The organism is Streptomyces sp. CA-294286 (assembly GCF_050947155.1).
Lineage (GTDB): Bacteria > Actinomycetota > Actinomycetes > Streptomycetales > Streptomycetaceae > Streptomyces.
Genome location: NZ_CP192005.1, coordinates 1904774 through 1920558 on the forward strand (window position 1 = coordinate 1904774; position 15785 = coordinate 1920558).

A 15785-nucleotide genomic window follows, 5' to 3' on the forward strand; every position below is an offset into this window, starting at 1 on the left:
CACTACCGGCGGGTACTACCGGCGGGTGCTCCCGACGGGTACTACCGGCGGGTGCTTAAGGCGCTCCCGGTGGGCGCTTCCGGGCGCGGGGCACTCCCGATGGGCGCTCCCGGCGGGTACTGCCGGTGCGGGGGGTTCCCAGGCGCGGGGCGCTCCCGGCGGGCGCTCGGGCGGCGCTCGCGGCGCGGGCTCGTGACGTACGACACCCGGGGCCGGCCCGCCGGGCGGTTTCTTAGCCTTCCGGCGGGCCGCGCTTGTGTTTCGGCGGTCGGGGGCGGGGATGCGCTTTGCGATGGAAGACGGCGCGGGCGTGTTTCCCGTACCCCCGCGGGTGGTGCGGCCGTAAACCGCGGCGGCCCCGTACGCACGGCCGTAAGCTCGCCGTCATGCAGGTGATCCAGTCGACGAAGCTCGCAAATGTCTGTTACGAAATCCGGGGGCCGGTGCTTGAGGAGGCGATGCGGCTGGAGGCGGCCGGACACCGCATTCTCAAGCTGAACACCGGGAACCCGGCGGCCTTCGGGTTCGAGTGCCCGCCCGAGATCCTGGAGGACATGCTCCGCAACCTCGGCGGCGCGCACGGCTACGGGGACGCGAAGGGGCTGCTGTCCGCGCGGCGGGCGGTGATGCAGCACTACCAGACCAAGGGCATCGACCTCGACGTCGAGGACATCTACCTCGGCAACGGCGTCTCCGAGCTGATCCAGATGTCGATGCAGGCACTGCTCGACGACGGCGACGAGGTTCTCGTACCGGCGCCGGACTATCCGCTGTGGACCGCCTCCGTCTCCCTGGCCGGCGGTACGGCCGTGCACTACCGGTGCGACGAGCAGGCGGACTGGATGCCCGACCTCGCGGACATCGAGCGGAAGATCACCGACCGCACCAAGGCGCTCGTCATCATCAACCCGAACAATCCGACGGGTGCGGTGTACGACGACGAGATGCTGCGCGGGCTCACCGAGATCGCCCGCCGCCACAACCTGATCGTCTGCTCCGACGAGATCTACGACCGGATCCTGTACGACGGCGCGACCCACACGCCGACCGCCGCGCTCGCCCCCGACCTGATGGTCCTCACCTTCAACGGGCTCTCGAAGAACTACCGGGTGGCGGGCTACCGCAGCGGCTGGATGGCGGTCTGCGGCCCGAAGGCGCACGCCACCTCCTACATCGAGGGCCTCACCATCCTCGCCAACATGCGGCTGTGCGCCAACATGCCGTCGCAGCACGCCGTGGCGACGGCGCTGGGAGGCCGTCAGTCCATCGACGACCTGGTCCTGCCCGGCGGGCGGATCCTGGAGCAGCGGAACACCGCGTACGAGCTGCTCACGCAGATTCCCGGCGTGACGTGCGTGAAGCCGAAAGGGGCGCTGTACCTCTTCCCGCGCCTCGACCCGAACGTCTACAAGATCAAGGACGACCGGCAGATGGTCCTCGACCTGCTGCGGGCCGAGAAGATCATGGTGGTGCACGGGACCGGGTTCAACTGGCCCGAGCCGGACCACTTCCGCATCGTGACCCTGCCGAACACGAAGGACCTCGCGGACGCGGTGACGCGGATCGGGAACTTCCTGGATGGCTACGGCCAGCACTGAGGGTCCCCGCGAGGACCTTTGCCGAGGTTTTCTCTACCCCGGACAACTTTAGACACGATCCAAGCTAGGATGGTCTCCTGACGCACGACGGCAGGAGGCCATCCCCGTGTACGAACCGATCCGCACCAAGTCGGTCCACTCCATGGCCGACGCCCACGACCGCTTCCCGCACCGCTCGCGCGAGGAGGAGCTGGACATCCAGCTCGCCGGACACCTGTCCGCACTCCTCGCGGTGACCGACGAACTCGGGCTCGGCGTCGCCGCCGACCGCATCGCCGTACAGGTCGCGCGCCTGCGCGGCGCCCCGCCCGCCCGGCACGCCGGACACCGCCGCGAGGCCCCCGCCGACCTGCACCGCCGCGCCCACGCGCTCGCGGGCCGCGCCCTGGTCGTCGCCGCCTCCCGCGCGGACACCGCCGCCGCGATCCTCGCCGCCGAACGCATGGACGCGCACCAGGCGGCCACTGCGGACCCGGCGGTCCCCTCGGCCGACGGTCTCGTCGGCTCCTAGAACGGCCCCGGTCCGCGCCCGCTCACGCGCGCGGACCGGGCGCCACCCACCACCCACCACCCGCCCCTCGGGCAGAGCCCCGCGCGAGCGTGCCCGGACATGAGGCGACCCCCGGAGCCGTGAGGGGGCTTCGGGGGTCTCGCCGCGTCTCGTTCCGGTGATCCCACAGGTCAGGGCGGTGTCGTGACGATCCGAGTGCGGCTCTCGTGTCCCCTCCGGGTGTTCGTGCACCCGGAGGGGAGTCCGGTGGGGACTAGCCCAGGCGCTTCACCAGCGCGCGGTACTCGTCCCACAGTTCCTTGGGGGCGTGGTCGCCGAAGGTGTTGAGGTGCTCGGGGACCAGGGCAGCCTCCTCGCGCCAGACCTCCTTGTCCACGGTGAGGAGGAAGTCCAGGTCGGCCTCGGGCAGGTCCAGGCCGTCCGTGTCGAGGGACTCCTTGGTCGGCAGGATGCCGATCGGGGTCTCGACGCCGTCCGCCCTGCCCTCCAGGCGCTCCACGATCCACTTCAGGACGCGGCTGTTCTCACCGAAGCCGGGCCACACGAACTTGCCCGCGTCGTTCTTGCGGAACCAGTTGACGTAGTAGATCTTCGGGAGCTTCGACTGGTCGGCCTTGTCCGCACCGACCTTCACCCAGTGGCCCATGTAGTCGCCCATGTTGTAGCCGCAGAACGGCAGCATGGCGAACGGGTCGCGGCGCAGCTCGCCGACCTTGCCCTCGGCGGCGGCGGTCTTCTCGGAGGCGACGTTGGCGCCGAGGAAGACGCCGTGCTGCCAGTCGAAAGACTCGGTGACCAGCGGGACGGCGGTCGCGCGACGGCCGCCGAAGAGAATCGCCGAGATCGGGACGCCCTTGGGGTCCTCCCACTCGGGGGCGATCGTCGGGCACTGGGCCGCCGGGACGGTGAAGCGGGCGTTGGGGTGGGCGGCGGGCGTACCGGACTGAGGGGTCCAGTCGTTGCCCTTCCAGTCCGTGAGGTGGGCGGGGGCCTCTTCGGTCATGCCCTCCCACCAGACGTCGTTGTCGTCGGTGAGCGCGACGTTGGTGAAGACGGAGTTGCCCCACAAGGTCTTCATCGCGTTGGCGTTGGTGTGCTCACCGGTGCCGGGCGCGACACCGAAGAAGCCGGCCTCCGGGTTGATCGCGTAGAGGCGGCCGTCCTCACCGAAGCGCATCCAGGCGATGTCGTCGCCGACGGTCTCCACGGTCCAGCCGGGGATCGTCGGCTCCAGCATGGCCAGGTTCGTCTTGCCGCACGCCGACGGGAAGGCGGCGGCGACGTACTTCGCCTCACCCTGCGGGGGCGTCAGCTTGAGGATCAGCATGTGCTCGGCGAGCCAGCCCTCGTCGCGGGCCATGACGGACGCGATGCGCAGGGCGTAGCACTTCTTGCCGAGCAGGGCGTTGCCGCCGTAGCCCGAGCCGTACGACCAGATCTCACGGTCCTCGGGGAAGTGCGAGATGTACTTGGTGGAGTTGCAGGGCCACGGGACGTCGGCCTCGCCCTCCTGGAGGGGGGCGCCCAGGGTGTGCACGGCCTTCACGAAGAAGCCGTCGGAGCCCAGCTCGTCGAGGACGGCCTGCCCCATGCGGGTCATGGTGCGCATCGAGACGGCGACGTACGCCGAGTCGGTGATCTCCACGCCGATCGCGGACAGCGGCGAGCCGACCGGGCCCATGCAGAACGGGACGACGTACATCGTGCGACCGCGCATGGAGCCGCGGAAGATGCCCTCCCGGCCGTCCTTGCCCTGGAAGATCTCCCGCATCTCCGCCGGAGCCTTCCAGTGGTTGGTCGGGCCCGCGTCCTCCTCCTTCTCGGAGCAGATGAAGGTGCGGTCCTCGACGCGGGCCACGTCCGAGGGGTCGGAGGCCGCGTAGTAGGAGTGGGGGCGCTTGATCTCGTCGAGCTTCTTGAACGTGCCCTTGGCGACGAGCTCCTCGCAGAGCCGCTCGTACTCGGCCTCGGACCCGTCGCACCACACGACGCGGTCGGGCTGGGTGAGGGCTGCGATCTCGTCGACCCAGGAGAGAAGCTCCTGGTGCTGGGTGGGGACGGTGCCGGGAGCCGCGATGTCGCGCGCCACGATTGCTCCTAAACGAGGGAATTGTTGGTTTCTGCCCCGTGGGGGCTGCGACCCGGATGCTTCACGTGGAACTCCCTGGCGCTCATCCGGTGCCGACCGCACTCATTTGATCATCGGGGTGTTCCGCCCATATGTCCAGAGGGCCGCCCACGTGAGCATCGCCACTTCGTGACAAGTGCGCCCGTACGTGAGCATCACCACTCCCCACTCGGACCCGGCCGGAACCTACGGACCCGTAGGTAGCATTCGGGGCATGACGCCGCATGCCGTGCCCGACCAGGTCACCGAGATCGTCCCGCCCCCGATCAAGCCGAGACTGCGTGGCTGGCTGCACGCCGGCATGTTTCCCGCGGTCCTGGTCGCGGGCATCGCCCTGATCCTCCTCGCGGACTCCACCCGGGCCCGCGTCGCGTGCGGCATCTTCGTCCTGACCGCCTGCCTGCTCTTCGGGGTCAGCGCCGTCTACCACCGGGGCACCTGGGGGCCGGTGGGCGAGGCGATCCTGCGCCGCCTGGACCACGCGAACATCTTCCTGATCATCGCGGGCACCTACACCCCGCTCACCGTGCTGCTGCTCCCCGCGTCGACCGGCACCACCCTGCTCTGGGCGATCTGGGCGGCAGCCGGTGCGGGCATCGCCTTCCGCGTCTTCTGGGTCGGCGCCCCGCGCTGGCTGTACACCCCGTGCTACATCGCGATGGGCTGGGCCGCCGTCTTCTTCCTGCCCGACTTCCTGCGGGAGGGCGGCGTCGCGGTGCTGGTGCTGGTCGTCGTCGGGGGGCTCCTCTACAGCGCGGGAGGCGTGATCTACGGCCTCAAGCGCCCCAACCCGTCACCGATGTGGTTCGGTTTCCACGAGGTGTTCCACTCCCTCACCCTGGCGGCGTTCGCGGCGCACTACGTCGCGATCTCGCTGGTGGCCTATGCGGCCTGAGGGCGTCGTGGGCGCGGCGCCCACCTCTCCCCTGCGCGGCGGCCGGGGCTTCGAAGCCGCGGCCACCTGCCACGCCAGCACCCCCACGGCGGCCCCGACGACACCGAGCACCGCCCATTCCCCCCAGACCAGGAAGGCCGCCACGCACAGGGCCGCCACCACTCCGGTCAGCACGTTCACGATTCTGCGCATGCTTCCTCTTTCCTCTATCACTCCGCACATCTGTCGCAATTTCACGGACGGTTCTGCTACCCACCACACATCGTGACATGCCGCACCGACAACCGACCGGCCGTCAGCGGCACGTGATCATGGCCGACAATGGCGCAATGTCCGCACCCCGCCACCCGTCCGACACCTCCAGTACCCGCCCCGGCCTGCGCGAACGCAAAAAGCTCCGAACCCGGCTGGACATCCGCCGGGCCACATTCCGGCTGGTTGCCGACCAGGGCTGGGACGCCCTCACCGTCGAACAGATCGCGGCGGAGGCCGACGTCTCACCCAGCACGGTCCTGCGGTACTTCCCGGTGAAGGAGGACATCGTCCTGCCGGACGAGTACGACCCCGTACTGGAGGGCGCCCTGCGCGAACGGCCCGCCTCGGAGCCCCTGCTGGAGTCCGTACGGGCCGTGCTCACCGCGGCGATGCGCCGCTCGCTCGACGAGGAACCGGACGAAGTGCTGCTGCGCACCCGGCTGATGCTGGAAGTGCCCGCCGTGCGCTCCCGGATGGTGCAGAGCGTGAACGTCACCAGCCGCATGCTGTGCCGGGTCGTCGCCGAGCGGACCGGGCGGGACGCGGGCGAGCTGGAGGTGCGGATCTTCGCGACGGGACTGCTCGCCGCCGTGCTGGAGACCACGCTGTACTGGGCGGAGCGCGGGCAGCGGGACGACCTGGTGGAACTGGTGGACCGGATGCTGCGGACGTTCGAGGGGGGCCTCGGCCGTATCGAGGACCTCGACGGCTGAGACCCCACAGGCCCACGGGCGAGCCGTCGCGTACGGCTCCGCCTCCCCGGGCAGCCCGCGATACGTCCCCGTTACTGCCCCCGTACCCCCACCTGCTCGCCGAGCACCCCCGTGTCCGTCGTCGGCGCCGCGCACACGAAGCGGCGGCAGACGTACGCGGCCGGCGTCGGGCGGTCCGCCAGGAGCGGGAACTCGGTGCCGTCCGTGCCGAAGGCGACCACCGCACCCGGTGCCGTGCCGAGCAGCGCCGTCCGCCACAGCTCCCGCGCCGCCGGGTCCGAGGCGGAGCCCACGACCGCCACCTCGCGCGGTCCGTCCAGCGCCGCCTCCGCGACCGCCAGCCCCCAGCCGATGAAGCGCGGGGCACGGGAACCCAGGGCCTTGACGACGCCCAGGGCGCCCTCGGCCGCTTCCCGGTGGGCGGCGGAACCGGTGTGGGCGGAGTACGAGAGAAGTGCTCCCGCCGCTGCCGTCCAGCCGGACGGGGTGGCGGTGTCGGTGGGGTCCTGCGGGCGGCGGATGAGCTTCTCGGCGTCGTCGGCCGCGTCGTACAGCGTGCCGTCCTCGCCTGCGAACCGCATCAGCACGTGGTCGAGGAGGAAACCGGCGAAGTCGAGCCAGGCGCCCTCGCCGGTGACCGAGGCCAGGGCCAGGAAGCCCTCCGCGACGTCCGCGTAGTCCTCCAGCACACCCGCGTGGGGGCCGACCCGGCCGTCGCGGGAGGTACGGGCGAGCCGCGCGGCGTCGTCGAGGTGCACCCGTACGAGCAGGTCGGCGGCCTCCGTCGCGCGTTCGATCAGGTCGGGGCGGTCGAAGTACGCACCGGTCTCGGCGAGCGCGGCGACGGCGAGCCCGTTCCAGGCGGCGACCACCTTGTCGTCGCGGCCCGGCGCGGGACGCTCGGCGCGCGCGGCCAGGAGGCGCGCGCGGATCGACTCGATCTGCCCGGCGTCGGCCACCGTGCCGTTGTCCTGCGGGAGCTGAAGGACGGAGGCGCCCTCCTCGAAGGTGCCCTCCTCCGTCACCCCGAAGTACGCCTGGGCGAGCCCCGCGTCGGCCTCGCCGAGCACCTCGCGCAGTTGGCCGGGCGTCCAGACGTAGTACGCGCCCTCGACGTGCCGGCCGTGCGCGTCCTCGCTGTCGGCGTCCAGCGCGGACGCGAACCCGCCCTCGCTCGTGCGCAGCTCCCGGACCATGAAGTCGGCGGTTTCCAGGGCGACCCGGCGGGCGAGGTCGGAGCCGGTGGCGCGCCAGAGGTGGGCGTAAACGCGGCACAGGAGCGCGTTGTCGTACAGCATCTTCTCGAAGTGGGGCACGACCCACTCCCGGTCCACCGAGTACCGGGCGAAGCCGCCGCCCAGCTGGTCGTAGATGCCGCCGCGCGCCATCGCCTCGCACGAGTCGGACGCCATCTGCAACGCGCCCTCCGAGCCCGTGCGGGCGGCGTGCCGCAGGAGGAACTCCAGCGCCATCGACGGCGGGAACTTGGGCGCGCCTCCGAAGCCGCCGTGCACCGCGTCGTACTCCCGGGTCAGGCCGAGGAGGGCCGCCGCCAGGTCCTCCTCGCCGGGCAGCTCCGAGGTGCCGAGGGCCGGCGTGCGCTCGCCCAGATCCTTGACGATCTTCCCGGCGACCTCGTCGACCTCCGCCCGCCGGTCCGTCCACGCGCTCCGCACGCCCTCCAGGACCTGCGGGAACGACGGCATCCCGTGCTTGGGCGAGGGCGGGAAGTACGTACCGAAGTAGAAGGGCTCGGCGTCCGGAGTGAGGAAGACGGTCATCGGCCAGCCGCCCTGCCCGGTGGCGGCCTGCACGGCCTCCATGTAGACCGCGTCGACGTCGGGCCGCTCCTCGCGGTCGACCTTCACGTTGACGAAGTGCTCGTTCATGAGGGCCGCGGTCGCCTCGTCCTCGAACGACTCGTGCGCCATCACGTGGCACCAGTGGCACGCCGAGTAGCCGACCGACAGCAGAACGGGCACATCGCGCCGTCGCGCCTCTTCGAAAGCCTCCGGTGTCCAGGGCCACCAGTCGACCGGGTTGTCAGCGTGCTGCAGCAGATAAGGCGAGGTCGCATCAGCCAGCCGGTTCATCGGACCAGCCTCTCACAACGCTTCCCTCCTGACAGCGAAGCCCGCCCACCCGCGTCCGCCCGGCCGGTTCGCACTCGTGCGGCATGAGGTGGTGGGCGTCGGCCTCGCCACGTGCCACCCGAAGAGGGACGAGGAGAATCCGTCCCGTTCTTCCGAATCAGGAGCCCCGGCATGGCAGGACAGTAGGCTGAGCGCAGCAGCGCCCGGACTGCCGAGGCTCCTCCAAGGAGGTACACCATGACCGCCGAGATGGTGGCGCCCGCGTGGATGCATTCGCAGATCAGCGCCGAGCAGTACGACTCCTGGTCCGAGGAGCAGTGTGCCGGCATCGAGATCGTGGACGGGATGGTCGTGGTGAGCCCGAGCGCCTCCAAGCGGCACAACCGGCTGGCCCGGCTCCTGACCAATGCCCTGGACACCGCCGCGGGCCCGGACTGGAACGCCGACACCGACTTCGACGTCCGTCTGCAGGATGTTCCCCTGACCAACCGCCGTCCGGATGTCACCGTCTACCGGGCGGAGACCATTGACGTCACGCCCACCCGCCCCGAACACGTGCTCCTGGTCGTCGAGGTCGTCTCGCCCGGCTCGGAGACCACCGACCGGATCGTGAAGGTGGACCAGTACGCCAAGGCCGGCATCCCCTTCTACTGGCGCGTCGAGCAGGCCGCCACCGGCGTCCCGATCACCTACACGTACGTCCTCGACCCCGCCACGAAGGTCTACCGGGAAGGCGAGGTGTTCACGAGCGTGATCAACGCTGCCGTGCCCTTCCCCGTCGCCGTGGACCTGGGAACGGTCTGACGACCGACTCCGCCCCGCCCGCAGAAGGGCGCTCGCCACCGCCCGGCGGCACCGTCGAAGGCCGGGCGACGGGGCGACGGTGGCGGGCGCTCCGGTGACCGTGCCGTCGGCCGCAGGAGCGGCGGCACGGCTCGTGGCGGCCGTTCCTACGGCGACCCACGGTTCCGGCGGCCTGTGCTTCCGGCCCACGGTCCCGGCGACCCCAGCTTCCGGCGGCCGGGCGGGGGTGCTACTTCTTCTTGCCGGGGCCCCGGTCCGGTCCCCCGGACCCGGGACCGGACGGCTCGGCCGGGGCGGTCCCCGCCGCGGCCTTCGCCCTGCCCTCGCCGCCCTCGGGGCCGGCGACCGGAGCGTCCGGGTCCGGCGTCTCCTGGAAGGAGACCTTCCCCATGTGCCGGTTCATCGACTTCATCAGCGCCCACACACCGATCGCCAGCGCTGCGAACACGAGGAAGCCGAGGACTCCCGGCGTCACCTTGTTCTTGTCGAAGGTGTCGTCGGCGGCGAGCGACACGAGCTGAGTCATTGCCTGGGAAACGTTCACCTAGGCATTGTCGCGGATGCCCGCAAAGAGGTCGCTCTCGGGGAGGGACGTGGGCACCAGGGACTTCGCGAGCTCGTAGTCCTCCGTCGGCCAGACCTCCTTCTGGAGGTCCATCGGGATGCGGAACCAGCCGCCGTCCGGGTCGATCTGCGTGGCGTGCGCGATGAGCGCCTTGTCGCGGATCTCGAAGAACTCGGCGGCGGGCACGAAGGTGGTCAGCGTGCGCTCGTCGCGCTGGAACTCCTCCCAGCGCTTGAGCCAGTCCCCGTACGGCGACTCCATGCCGCGCGACAGCAGCGCCTCGTGCAGGGCGACGGTGCGCGGCTTGTTGAAGCCCTGGTTGTAGTAGAGCTTCATCGGCTGCCAGACCGGGCCGAACTCCTCCTCCGGGTACGCCGCCGCGTCGGCCGCCCCGTCGAAGGCCACCATCGTGATCTTGTGGGTCATGATGTGGTCGGGGTGCGGGTAGCCGCCGTTCTCGTCGTACGTGGTGACGACCTGGGGGCGGAAGGCGCGGATGGACTTCACCAGGCGGCCGGCCGCCTCGTCGACGTCCTCCAGGGCGAAGCAGCCCTCGGGCAGCGGCGGCAGCGGGTCGCCCTCGGGCAGGCCGGAGTCGACGAAGCCGAGCCACTCCTGCTTGACGCCGAGGATCTCGCGGGCCTCGGCCATCTCCTTGGCCCGTACCTCGTGGATGTGCTCCTCGATGTACTTGTCGCCCTGGAGCTTCGGATTGAGGATGGAGCCGCGCTCCCCGCCGGTGCAGGTCACGACGTGCACGTCCACCCCCTCGGACACGTACTTCGCCATCGTGGCGGCACCCTTGCTCGACTCGTCGTCGGGGTGGGCGTGCACGGCCATCAAGCGCAGCTGCTCAGTCAAGACTCTCGATCCTCGTGTGATCCGGCGCCCTCGGTGATCCGGCGCAATGGTGCGGCTTCTATATTGACCGAACCGGGGGCGGAAAATATTCCTGGATTCCCGCACGGCCGGAGGAACACATCATGAACGCGGTAGGCGACAGCGCTCCCGGCGCTCCCGAGGGCCGTTACGGCCGCTCCGCGTCCGCCGACGCCCGCACGGACCGCAAGCTGAAGATCACGGGCGCCGTGCTCGGGACGCTGTTGCTCGCGCTGGTCGGCTGGATCGGGTACGGCTACATCACCAAGCAGCAGATCAGCGCCGAGCTGATCAAGTTCGACCTGAAGTCCTCGGACACCGAGGTGCGGGTCCACCTGGAGATCCGCAAGGGCGACGACGTCACCGGGACGTGCACGGTGCGCGCGCTGGCGCGCAGCGGCGCCGAGGTCGGCCGCAAGGACGTACGGATCGACCAGCGGGGGCAGAGCCGGATCGACGAGATCTATCCGATCCGCACGACGACGAAGGCGACCAGCGCGGAACTGCTGAGCTGCACCGCCGACGGGCAGTGACGCGGCCCTCCACGAAGCAAGCTTGGCCGCGCTGACCTGCGAAGATGTTCCTGTTGCGGTTTTTCTTCTCCCCTCGGGGGCAACGAATTGTTAGGCTCGTGGTTTCGCCCGCCCGTGGAGGCACATCCTTCTGGGTAGGGCGATGCTTTGTTATCCGTAACTTCGAGGAGCACCTGTGACCCAGACCAGCGACGACGTCACCTGGCTGACCCAGGAGTCGTACAACAAGCTCGTGGAAGAGCTGGAGTACCTGTCGGGTCCGGCGCGCGGTGAGATCACTGCGAAGATCGCGGCGGCCCGTGAGGAGGGCGACCTCCGTGAGAACGGCGGGTACCACGCGGCCAAGGAGGAGCAGGGCAAGCAGGAGCTCCGGATCCGTCAGCTGAAGCAGCTCCTGGAGCGCGCCAAGGTCGGCGAGGCCCCGGCGAAGAGCGGCGAGGCGGCGCCCGGCATGGTCGTCAAGATCGCTTTCGACGGCGACGAGAACGACACGATGACGTTCCTGCTCGCCTCGCGGGAGTACCCGACCTCCGACATCGAGACGTTCTCGCCGCAGTCCCCGCTGGGCACCGGCGTGATCGGCAAGAAGGTCGGCGAGGACGCCGAGTACGAGCTGCCGAACGGCAAGAAGGCCAGGGTGCGGATCCTGGAGGCGACGCCGTACCAGGGCTGAGGTCCCGCGTCGTCCGCACGTGCGCGAGTGCCCCCGGTCGCCAGTGGCGGCCGGGGGCACTCGTGTGTGCGGGCAGGGGTCAGACGGCCGCGGAGCGGTACTTGCGGACGGCGAGGGTGCGGAAGACCGCGATGATCAGGACGGACCAGATCAGCGAGGCGAGCACCGGCTGTTCCATCGGCCAGGCGCCGGTGACCGAGGGCGGCACCCCGTCGAACGTGTTGCCGAAGAGTTGCCGGGCCGCCGCCACCGTCGCGCTGAACGGGTTCCACTCGGCGACGTGCTGGAGGAAGGTCGGCATGCCCGTGACCGGCACGAAGGCGTTCGAGATGAAGGTCAGCGGGAACAGCCAGATCAAACCGCCCGAGGTGGCCGCCTCGGGGGTGCGGACGGACAGGCCGATCAGGGCACCGATCCAGGAGAACGCGTAGCCGAGGAGCAGGAGCAGGGCGAAGCCGGCGAGCACCTTGAGGATGTTCTCGTGGGCACGCCAGCCGATCAGCAGGGCGACGCCCGCCAGCACGACCAGGGTGAGCGCGGTCTGCACCAGGTCGGCGAGGGTGCGCCCGGTGAGGACGGCGCCCCGCGCCATGGGCAGCGACCGGAAGCGGTCGATGAGCCCCTTGTGCATGTCGTCGGCGATGCCCGCGCCCGCACCGGCGGTCGCGAAGGTGACCGTCTGCGCGAAGATGCCCGCCATCAGGAACTCTTTGTAGTCCTGCGCGGAGGCCGTGCCGCCGACCTGGATCGAGCCGCCGAACACGTACGTGAACAGCACCACGAACATGATCGGCTGGATCAGTCCGAAGATCACCATCTCCGGAATCCGCATCATGCGGATCAGGTTCCGCTTGGCGATGGTCAGCGAGTCGGTGACCGACTGGGCGAGCCCGCCCCTGGCCACGGGCGCCAGCGACTTGGCCGGCATGGTCTCGGTGCTCACTTCTTGCCCACCTCCTCGCCGTTCTCCGCCTCGTCGACCTCGGCGGCGTGCCCCGTCAGGGAGATGAACACGTCGTCGAGGGTGGGTCGCCGCAGTCCGATGTCGTCGATCTCGACCCCCCGTGCGTCGAGTTCGCGGATGACCTCGGCGAGGAGCTTCGCGCCTCCGGTGACCGGGACGGTCAGCTTGCGGGTGTGCTGCTCGACCTTGGTCTCGCCCTTGCCGAAGCCGCGCAGGATCTCGTCCGCGATCACGATGTGGTCGCGCTCGTGGACGACGACCTCGATGCGTTCGCCGCCGGTGCGGGCCTTGAGCTGGTCGGAGGTGCCGCGCTCGATGACCTTGCCGTGGTCGATGACGCAGATGTCGTGCGCGAGGTGGTCGGCCTCCTCCAGGTACTGGGTGGTGAGCAGGAGGGTGGTGCCGCCGGCCACCAACTCCTGGATGACCTCCCAGAGTTGCTGCCGGTTGCGGGGGTCGAGGCCGGTGGTGGGCTCGTCCATGAACATCACGGGGGGCGAGACCACGAGGGCCGCCGCGAGGTCCAGGCGTCGTCGCATGCCGCCGGAGTACGTCTTGGCCGTACGGTCGGCGGCCTCGGAGAGGTTGAAGCGCTCCAGGAGTTCGTCCGCGCGGACCTTGGAGGCCTTCTTGGACATCTGGTAGAGCTGCCCGACCATCTGGAGGTTCTCGCGGCCGGTGAGGTATTCGTCGACGGCGGCGAACTGGCCGGACAGGCCGATCGAGCGCCGTACCTCGTTGGGATGCTTCAGTACGTCGATGCCCGCGACGAACGCCTTGCCGCTGTCGGGCCGGAGCAGGGTGGTCAGGACGCGGACGGCCGTGGTCTTGCCCGCACCGTTGGGCCCGAGCAGCCCCAGTACGGTGCCCTCGGGGACGTCGAGATCGACGCCTCCCAGGGCTTTGACGTCGCCGAAGGTCTTGACCAGACCTTCGGCGTAGATGGCGCCTGGCATAGGGGGTCCCCCAGTTGTCGGGTGGTTCCTCACGCAATAGTGGATGTGCCGGTCGTGCACCGCCCGGCGAACACGGGGAGCAGAAGCGCCGACCGGAGCAGCGCGCGGCACACCCTAACGCGATACATCGCGTCGCGGAAAGGGATTTACGGGGTTCGCGGGAGCCGGCGAGGGCGCGTGCGGACCGCCCGTACGCCCGCCCCTACGAAACGACCCGGTACCCGGCCTCGCGCAGCGCGCCGCGCACCTCCGTGCAGTGCTCCGGGCCCTTCGTCTCCAGTTGCAACTCCACCTCCACTTCCGTGAGTCCGAGCCGCGGATCGGTCCGTGCGTGGCTCACGTCGACGACGTTGGCGTCCACCGCTGACAACACCCCGAGAAGATTCGCGAGCGCCCCCGGACGGTCCGTCAGACGCAACCTCAGCGACAGGTAACGGCCGGCGGCGGCCATGCCGTGCCGCAGGGTGCGCTGCATCAGCAGCGGGTCGACGTTCCCGCCCGACAGGACCGCCACCACCGGTCCCTCGAAGGACTCCGGCTGGCTCAGCAGCGCGGCCACCGGGCTCGCCCCGGCAGGCTCCACGACCAGCTTGGCCCGCTCCAGGCACAGCAGCAGCGCGCTGGACAGCTCGTCCTCGCTCACCGTCCGCACCTCGTCGACCAGTTCCTCGACCAGCGCGAACGGCACGTCCCCCGGCCTGCCGACCTTGATGCCGTCGGCCATGGTCTGCGCCGATTCCAGTGCCACCGGCCGCCCGGCCGCGAGCGACGGCGGGTAGCTGGCCGCGCCCTCCGCCTGCACGCCCACGATCCGTACGTCCGGCCGCAGCACCTTCACCGCGACCGCGACGCCCGCGGCCAGACCGCCCCCGCCCACGCCGACGACGATGGTGCGCACCTCGGGGCACTGCTCCAGGATCTCCAGCCCCACCGTGCCCTGCCCCGCGATCACGTCGGGGTGGTCGAAGGGGTGGATGAAGACGGCGCCGGTCTGGCGGGCGTACTGCTGCGCGGCGGCCAGCGTCTCGTCGACGACCTGCCCGTGCAGCCTCACCTCCGCGCCGTACTCCCGGGTGGCCGCCACCTTGGGCAGGGGCGCGCCGACCGGCATGAACACCGTCGACCGCACGCCGAGCAGCGAGGAGGCCAGGGCCACGCCCTGCGCGTGGTTGCCCGCGCTGGCGGCCACCACCCCGGCCGCGCGCTCCTCGGGGGACAGTCCGGCGATGCGGATGTACGCGCCGCGCAGCTTGAAGGATCCGGTGCGCTGGAGGTTCTCGCACTTGAGGTGGACGGGCGAGCCGACCAGATGCGTGAGGTAACGGCTGCCTTCCATGGGGGTGCACCTGGCCACCCCGGCGAGCATCTTCTGCGCGCCGCGCACGTCGTCGAGGATGAGGCCGGGGGCGGGGACACGGACGTGGCCGAAGGTGCGGAAGCTCATGCGTCAAGTCTGGCAGTCCCGGGCCGGGCGGGCGCTCGCGGTCCGGCGCACTCCTGTCCCCCGTCACGGGTTCGCGCAGCGCCGGTACGTGTACGGCGAGGTCCGCGTACCCTTGCCCCACCAACCTGACCACCGTACGAAGAGAGCCCGAGCCATGCCCCCCACCCAGGACATGACGAGCGAACCGGCCGCCGGTCTCCTCGATGCGCTTCAGCACGAGGTGGCCGTCTTCGCCCGGCGTGCGGAACAGACCCGTCTCGGCGGCCTCGGCCAGGTCCGCAACTCGATGGACCGTGCCGCCTACCTGCTGTTGAACCGTCTCGACCAGGAAGGCCCGATGGGCGTCAAGGCGCTCGCCGCGGGCATGGGCATCGACTCGTCGACCGTGACCCGCCAGGTCGCCCCGCTCGTCGACGGGGGCCTGGTGAAGCGCACCTCGCACCCGGAGGACGGCCGTGCCGTCGTGCTCCAGCTCTCCCCGCGCGGACAGGCCCGGCTGGACGAGGTGCGGTCCTCGCGGCGCGAGCTGATGGCTCAGGTGACGGACGGCTGGAGCGAGGACGAGCGGGAGGCGTTCACGACGCTGCTGACCCGTTTCAACTCGGCGCTCTCCGCCCGCCAGTCGGCACATCCGATCGAGCACCCGACGGAGGGCTGACGCCCCCGCCCGGCCCCGGCGCGCGGCCGGTGCGCCACTCCCCCGCGACGCCTTGCGCGAAGCTCCTCGTACCGGCCTCTTGACCTGGCCCCCGCCCTGTCCTCATATGAGACGCA

The 15785-nt window shown here is 70.4% G+C and carries 15 protein-coding genes; 8 read left to right on the forward strand and 7 right to left on the reverse strand.

The annotated features are described in order from the left end of the window. Positions 1–386: 386 nt before the first annotated feature. A complete protein-coding gene (locus ACQPZG_RS13015) occupies positions 387–1598 on the forward strand; it encodes a pyridoxal phosphate-dependent aminotransferase (protein WP_433545969.1) in 1212 nt (403 codons plus the stop codon). Positions 1599–1704: 106 nt separating this feature from the next. Continuing rightward, the gene (locus ACQPZG_RS13020) at positions 1705–2109 is read left to right on the forward strand and encodes a hypothetical protein (RefSeq protein WP_433545970.1); all 405 of its coding nucleotides are present in this window, start codon (positions 1705–1707) and stop codon (positions 2107–2109) included. Positions 2110–2362: 253 nt separating this feature from the next. On the opposite strand, the gene ACQPZG_RS13025 is transcribed toward ACQPZG_RS13020, so the two are convergent. Beyond that, complete coding sequence (locus ACQPZG_RS13025; RefSeq protein ID WP_433545971.1) at positions 2363–4198, reverse strand: phosphoenolpyruvate carboxykinase (GTP); 1836 nt, start codon at positions 4196–4198, stop codon at positions 2363–2365. A 253-nt stretch (positions 4199–4451) separates the two neighbouring features. Between ACQPZG_RS13025 and trhA the strand changes: the two genes are divergently transcribed. Next, entirely contained in the window at positions 4452–5132 is a 681-nt protein-coding gene (gene trhA, locus ACQPZG_RS13030; protein ID WP_433545972.1) for a PAQR family membrane homeostasis protein TrhA, read from the forward strand. 329 nt (positions 5133–5461) lie between these two features. Beyond that, a complete protein-coding gene (locus tag ACQPZG_RS13035) occupies positions 5462–6100 on the forward strand; it encodes a TetR family transcriptional regulator (RefSeq protein WP_433545973.1) in 639 nt (212 codons plus the stop codon). A gap of 71 nt (positions 6101–6171) precedes the next feature. Here ACQPZG_RS13035 and ACQPZG_RS13040 read toward each other — a convergent pair whose 3' ends face one another. Then, positions 6172–8193 (reverse strand): thioredoxin domain-containing protein, encoded by a 2022-nt coding sequence (locus tag ACQPZG_RS13040; RefSeq protein ID WP_433545974.1) that lies wholly within the window; start codon positions 8191–8193, stop codon positions 6172–6174. Positions 8194–8430: 237 nt separating this feature from the next. Between ACQPZG_RS13040 and ACQPZG_RS13045 the strand changes: the two genes are divergently transcribed. Continuing rightward, positions 8431–8997, forward strand: a complete 567-nt coding sequence (locus ACQPZG_RS13045; RefSeq protein ID WP_433545975.1) for a Uma2 family endonuclease — start codon at positions 8431–8433, stop codon at positions 8995–8997. Between the two features lie 229 nt (positions 8998–9226). Here the strand turns inward: ACQPZG_RS13045 and ACQPZG_RS13050 are convergent, their stop codons facing one another. Together ACQPZG_RS13050 and mca are read right to left on the reverse strand one after the other, a co-directional pair. After that, the gene (locus ACQPZG_RS13050; protein ID WP_433549380.1) at positions 9227–9523 is read right to left on the reverse strand and encodes a hypothetical protein; all 297 of its coding nucleotides are present in this window, start codon (positions 9521–9523) and stop codon (positions 9227–9229) included. A gap of 18 nt (positions 9524–9541) precedes the next feature. Then, complete coding sequence (gene mca, locus ACQPZG_RS13055; RefSeq protein WP_433545976.1) at positions 9542–10423, reverse strand: mycothiol conjugate amidase Mca; 882 nt, start codon at positions 10421–10423, stop codon at positions 9542–9544. Positions 10424–10545: 122 nt separating this feature from the next. Between mca and ACQPZG_RS13060 the strand changes: the two genes are divergently transcribed. Continuing rightward, complete coding sequence (locus ACQPZG_RS13060; protein WP_433545977.1) at positions 10546–10974, forward strand: DUF4307 domain-containing protein; 429 nt, start codon at positions 10546–10548, stop codon at positions 10972–10974. Positions 10975–11149: 175 nt separating this feature from the next. Continuing rightward, complete coding sequence (gene greA / locus ACQPZG_RS13065) at positions 11150–11647, forward strand: transcription elongation factor GreA (RefSeq protein WP_433545978.1); 498 nt, start codon at positions 11150–11152, stop codon at positions 11645–11647. A 79-nt stretch (positions 11648–11726) separates the two neighbouring features. Here greA and ACQPZG_RS13070 read toward each other — a convergent pair whose 3' ends face one another. From ACQPZG_RS13070 to ilvA, 3 genes are all read right to left on the reverse strand, one after another. Then, the gene (locus ACQPZG_RS13070) at positions 11727–12575 is read right to left on the reverse strand and encodes an ABC transporter permease (protein WP_433549381.1); all 849 of its coding nucleotides are present in this window, start codon (positions 12573–12575) and stop codon (positions 11727–11729) included. An 11-nt stretch (positions 12576–12586) separates the two neighbouring features. Beyond that, positions 12587–13567 carry an ATP-binding cassette domain-containing protein gene (locus ACQPZG_RS13075; RefSeq protein WP_433545979.1) on the reverse strand — a complete coding sequence of 327 codons (981 nt, stop codon included), beginning with the start codon at positions 13565–13567 and terminating at the stop codon, positions 12587–12589. 202 nt (positions 13568–13769) lie between these two features. Beyond that, positions 13770–15011, reverse strand: coding sequence for a threonine ammonia-lyase (gene ilvA / locus ACQPZG_RS13080; RefSeq protein WP_433545980.1), 1242 nt, complete (start codon positions 15009–15011; stop codon positions 13770–13772). Positions 15012–15165: 154 nt separating this feature from the next. On the opposite strand from ilvA, the gene ACQPZG_RS13085 reads away from it, so the two are divergent. Next, positions 15166–15669 carry a MarR family winged helix-turn-helix transcriptional regulator gene (locus ACQPZG_RS13085; RefSeq protein WP_433545981.1) on the forward strand — a complete coding sequence of 168 codons (504 nt, stop codon included), beginning with the start codon at positions 15166–15168 and terminating at the stop codon, positions 15667–15669. The last annotated feature ends 116 nt before the right edge of the window (positions 15670–15785 follow it).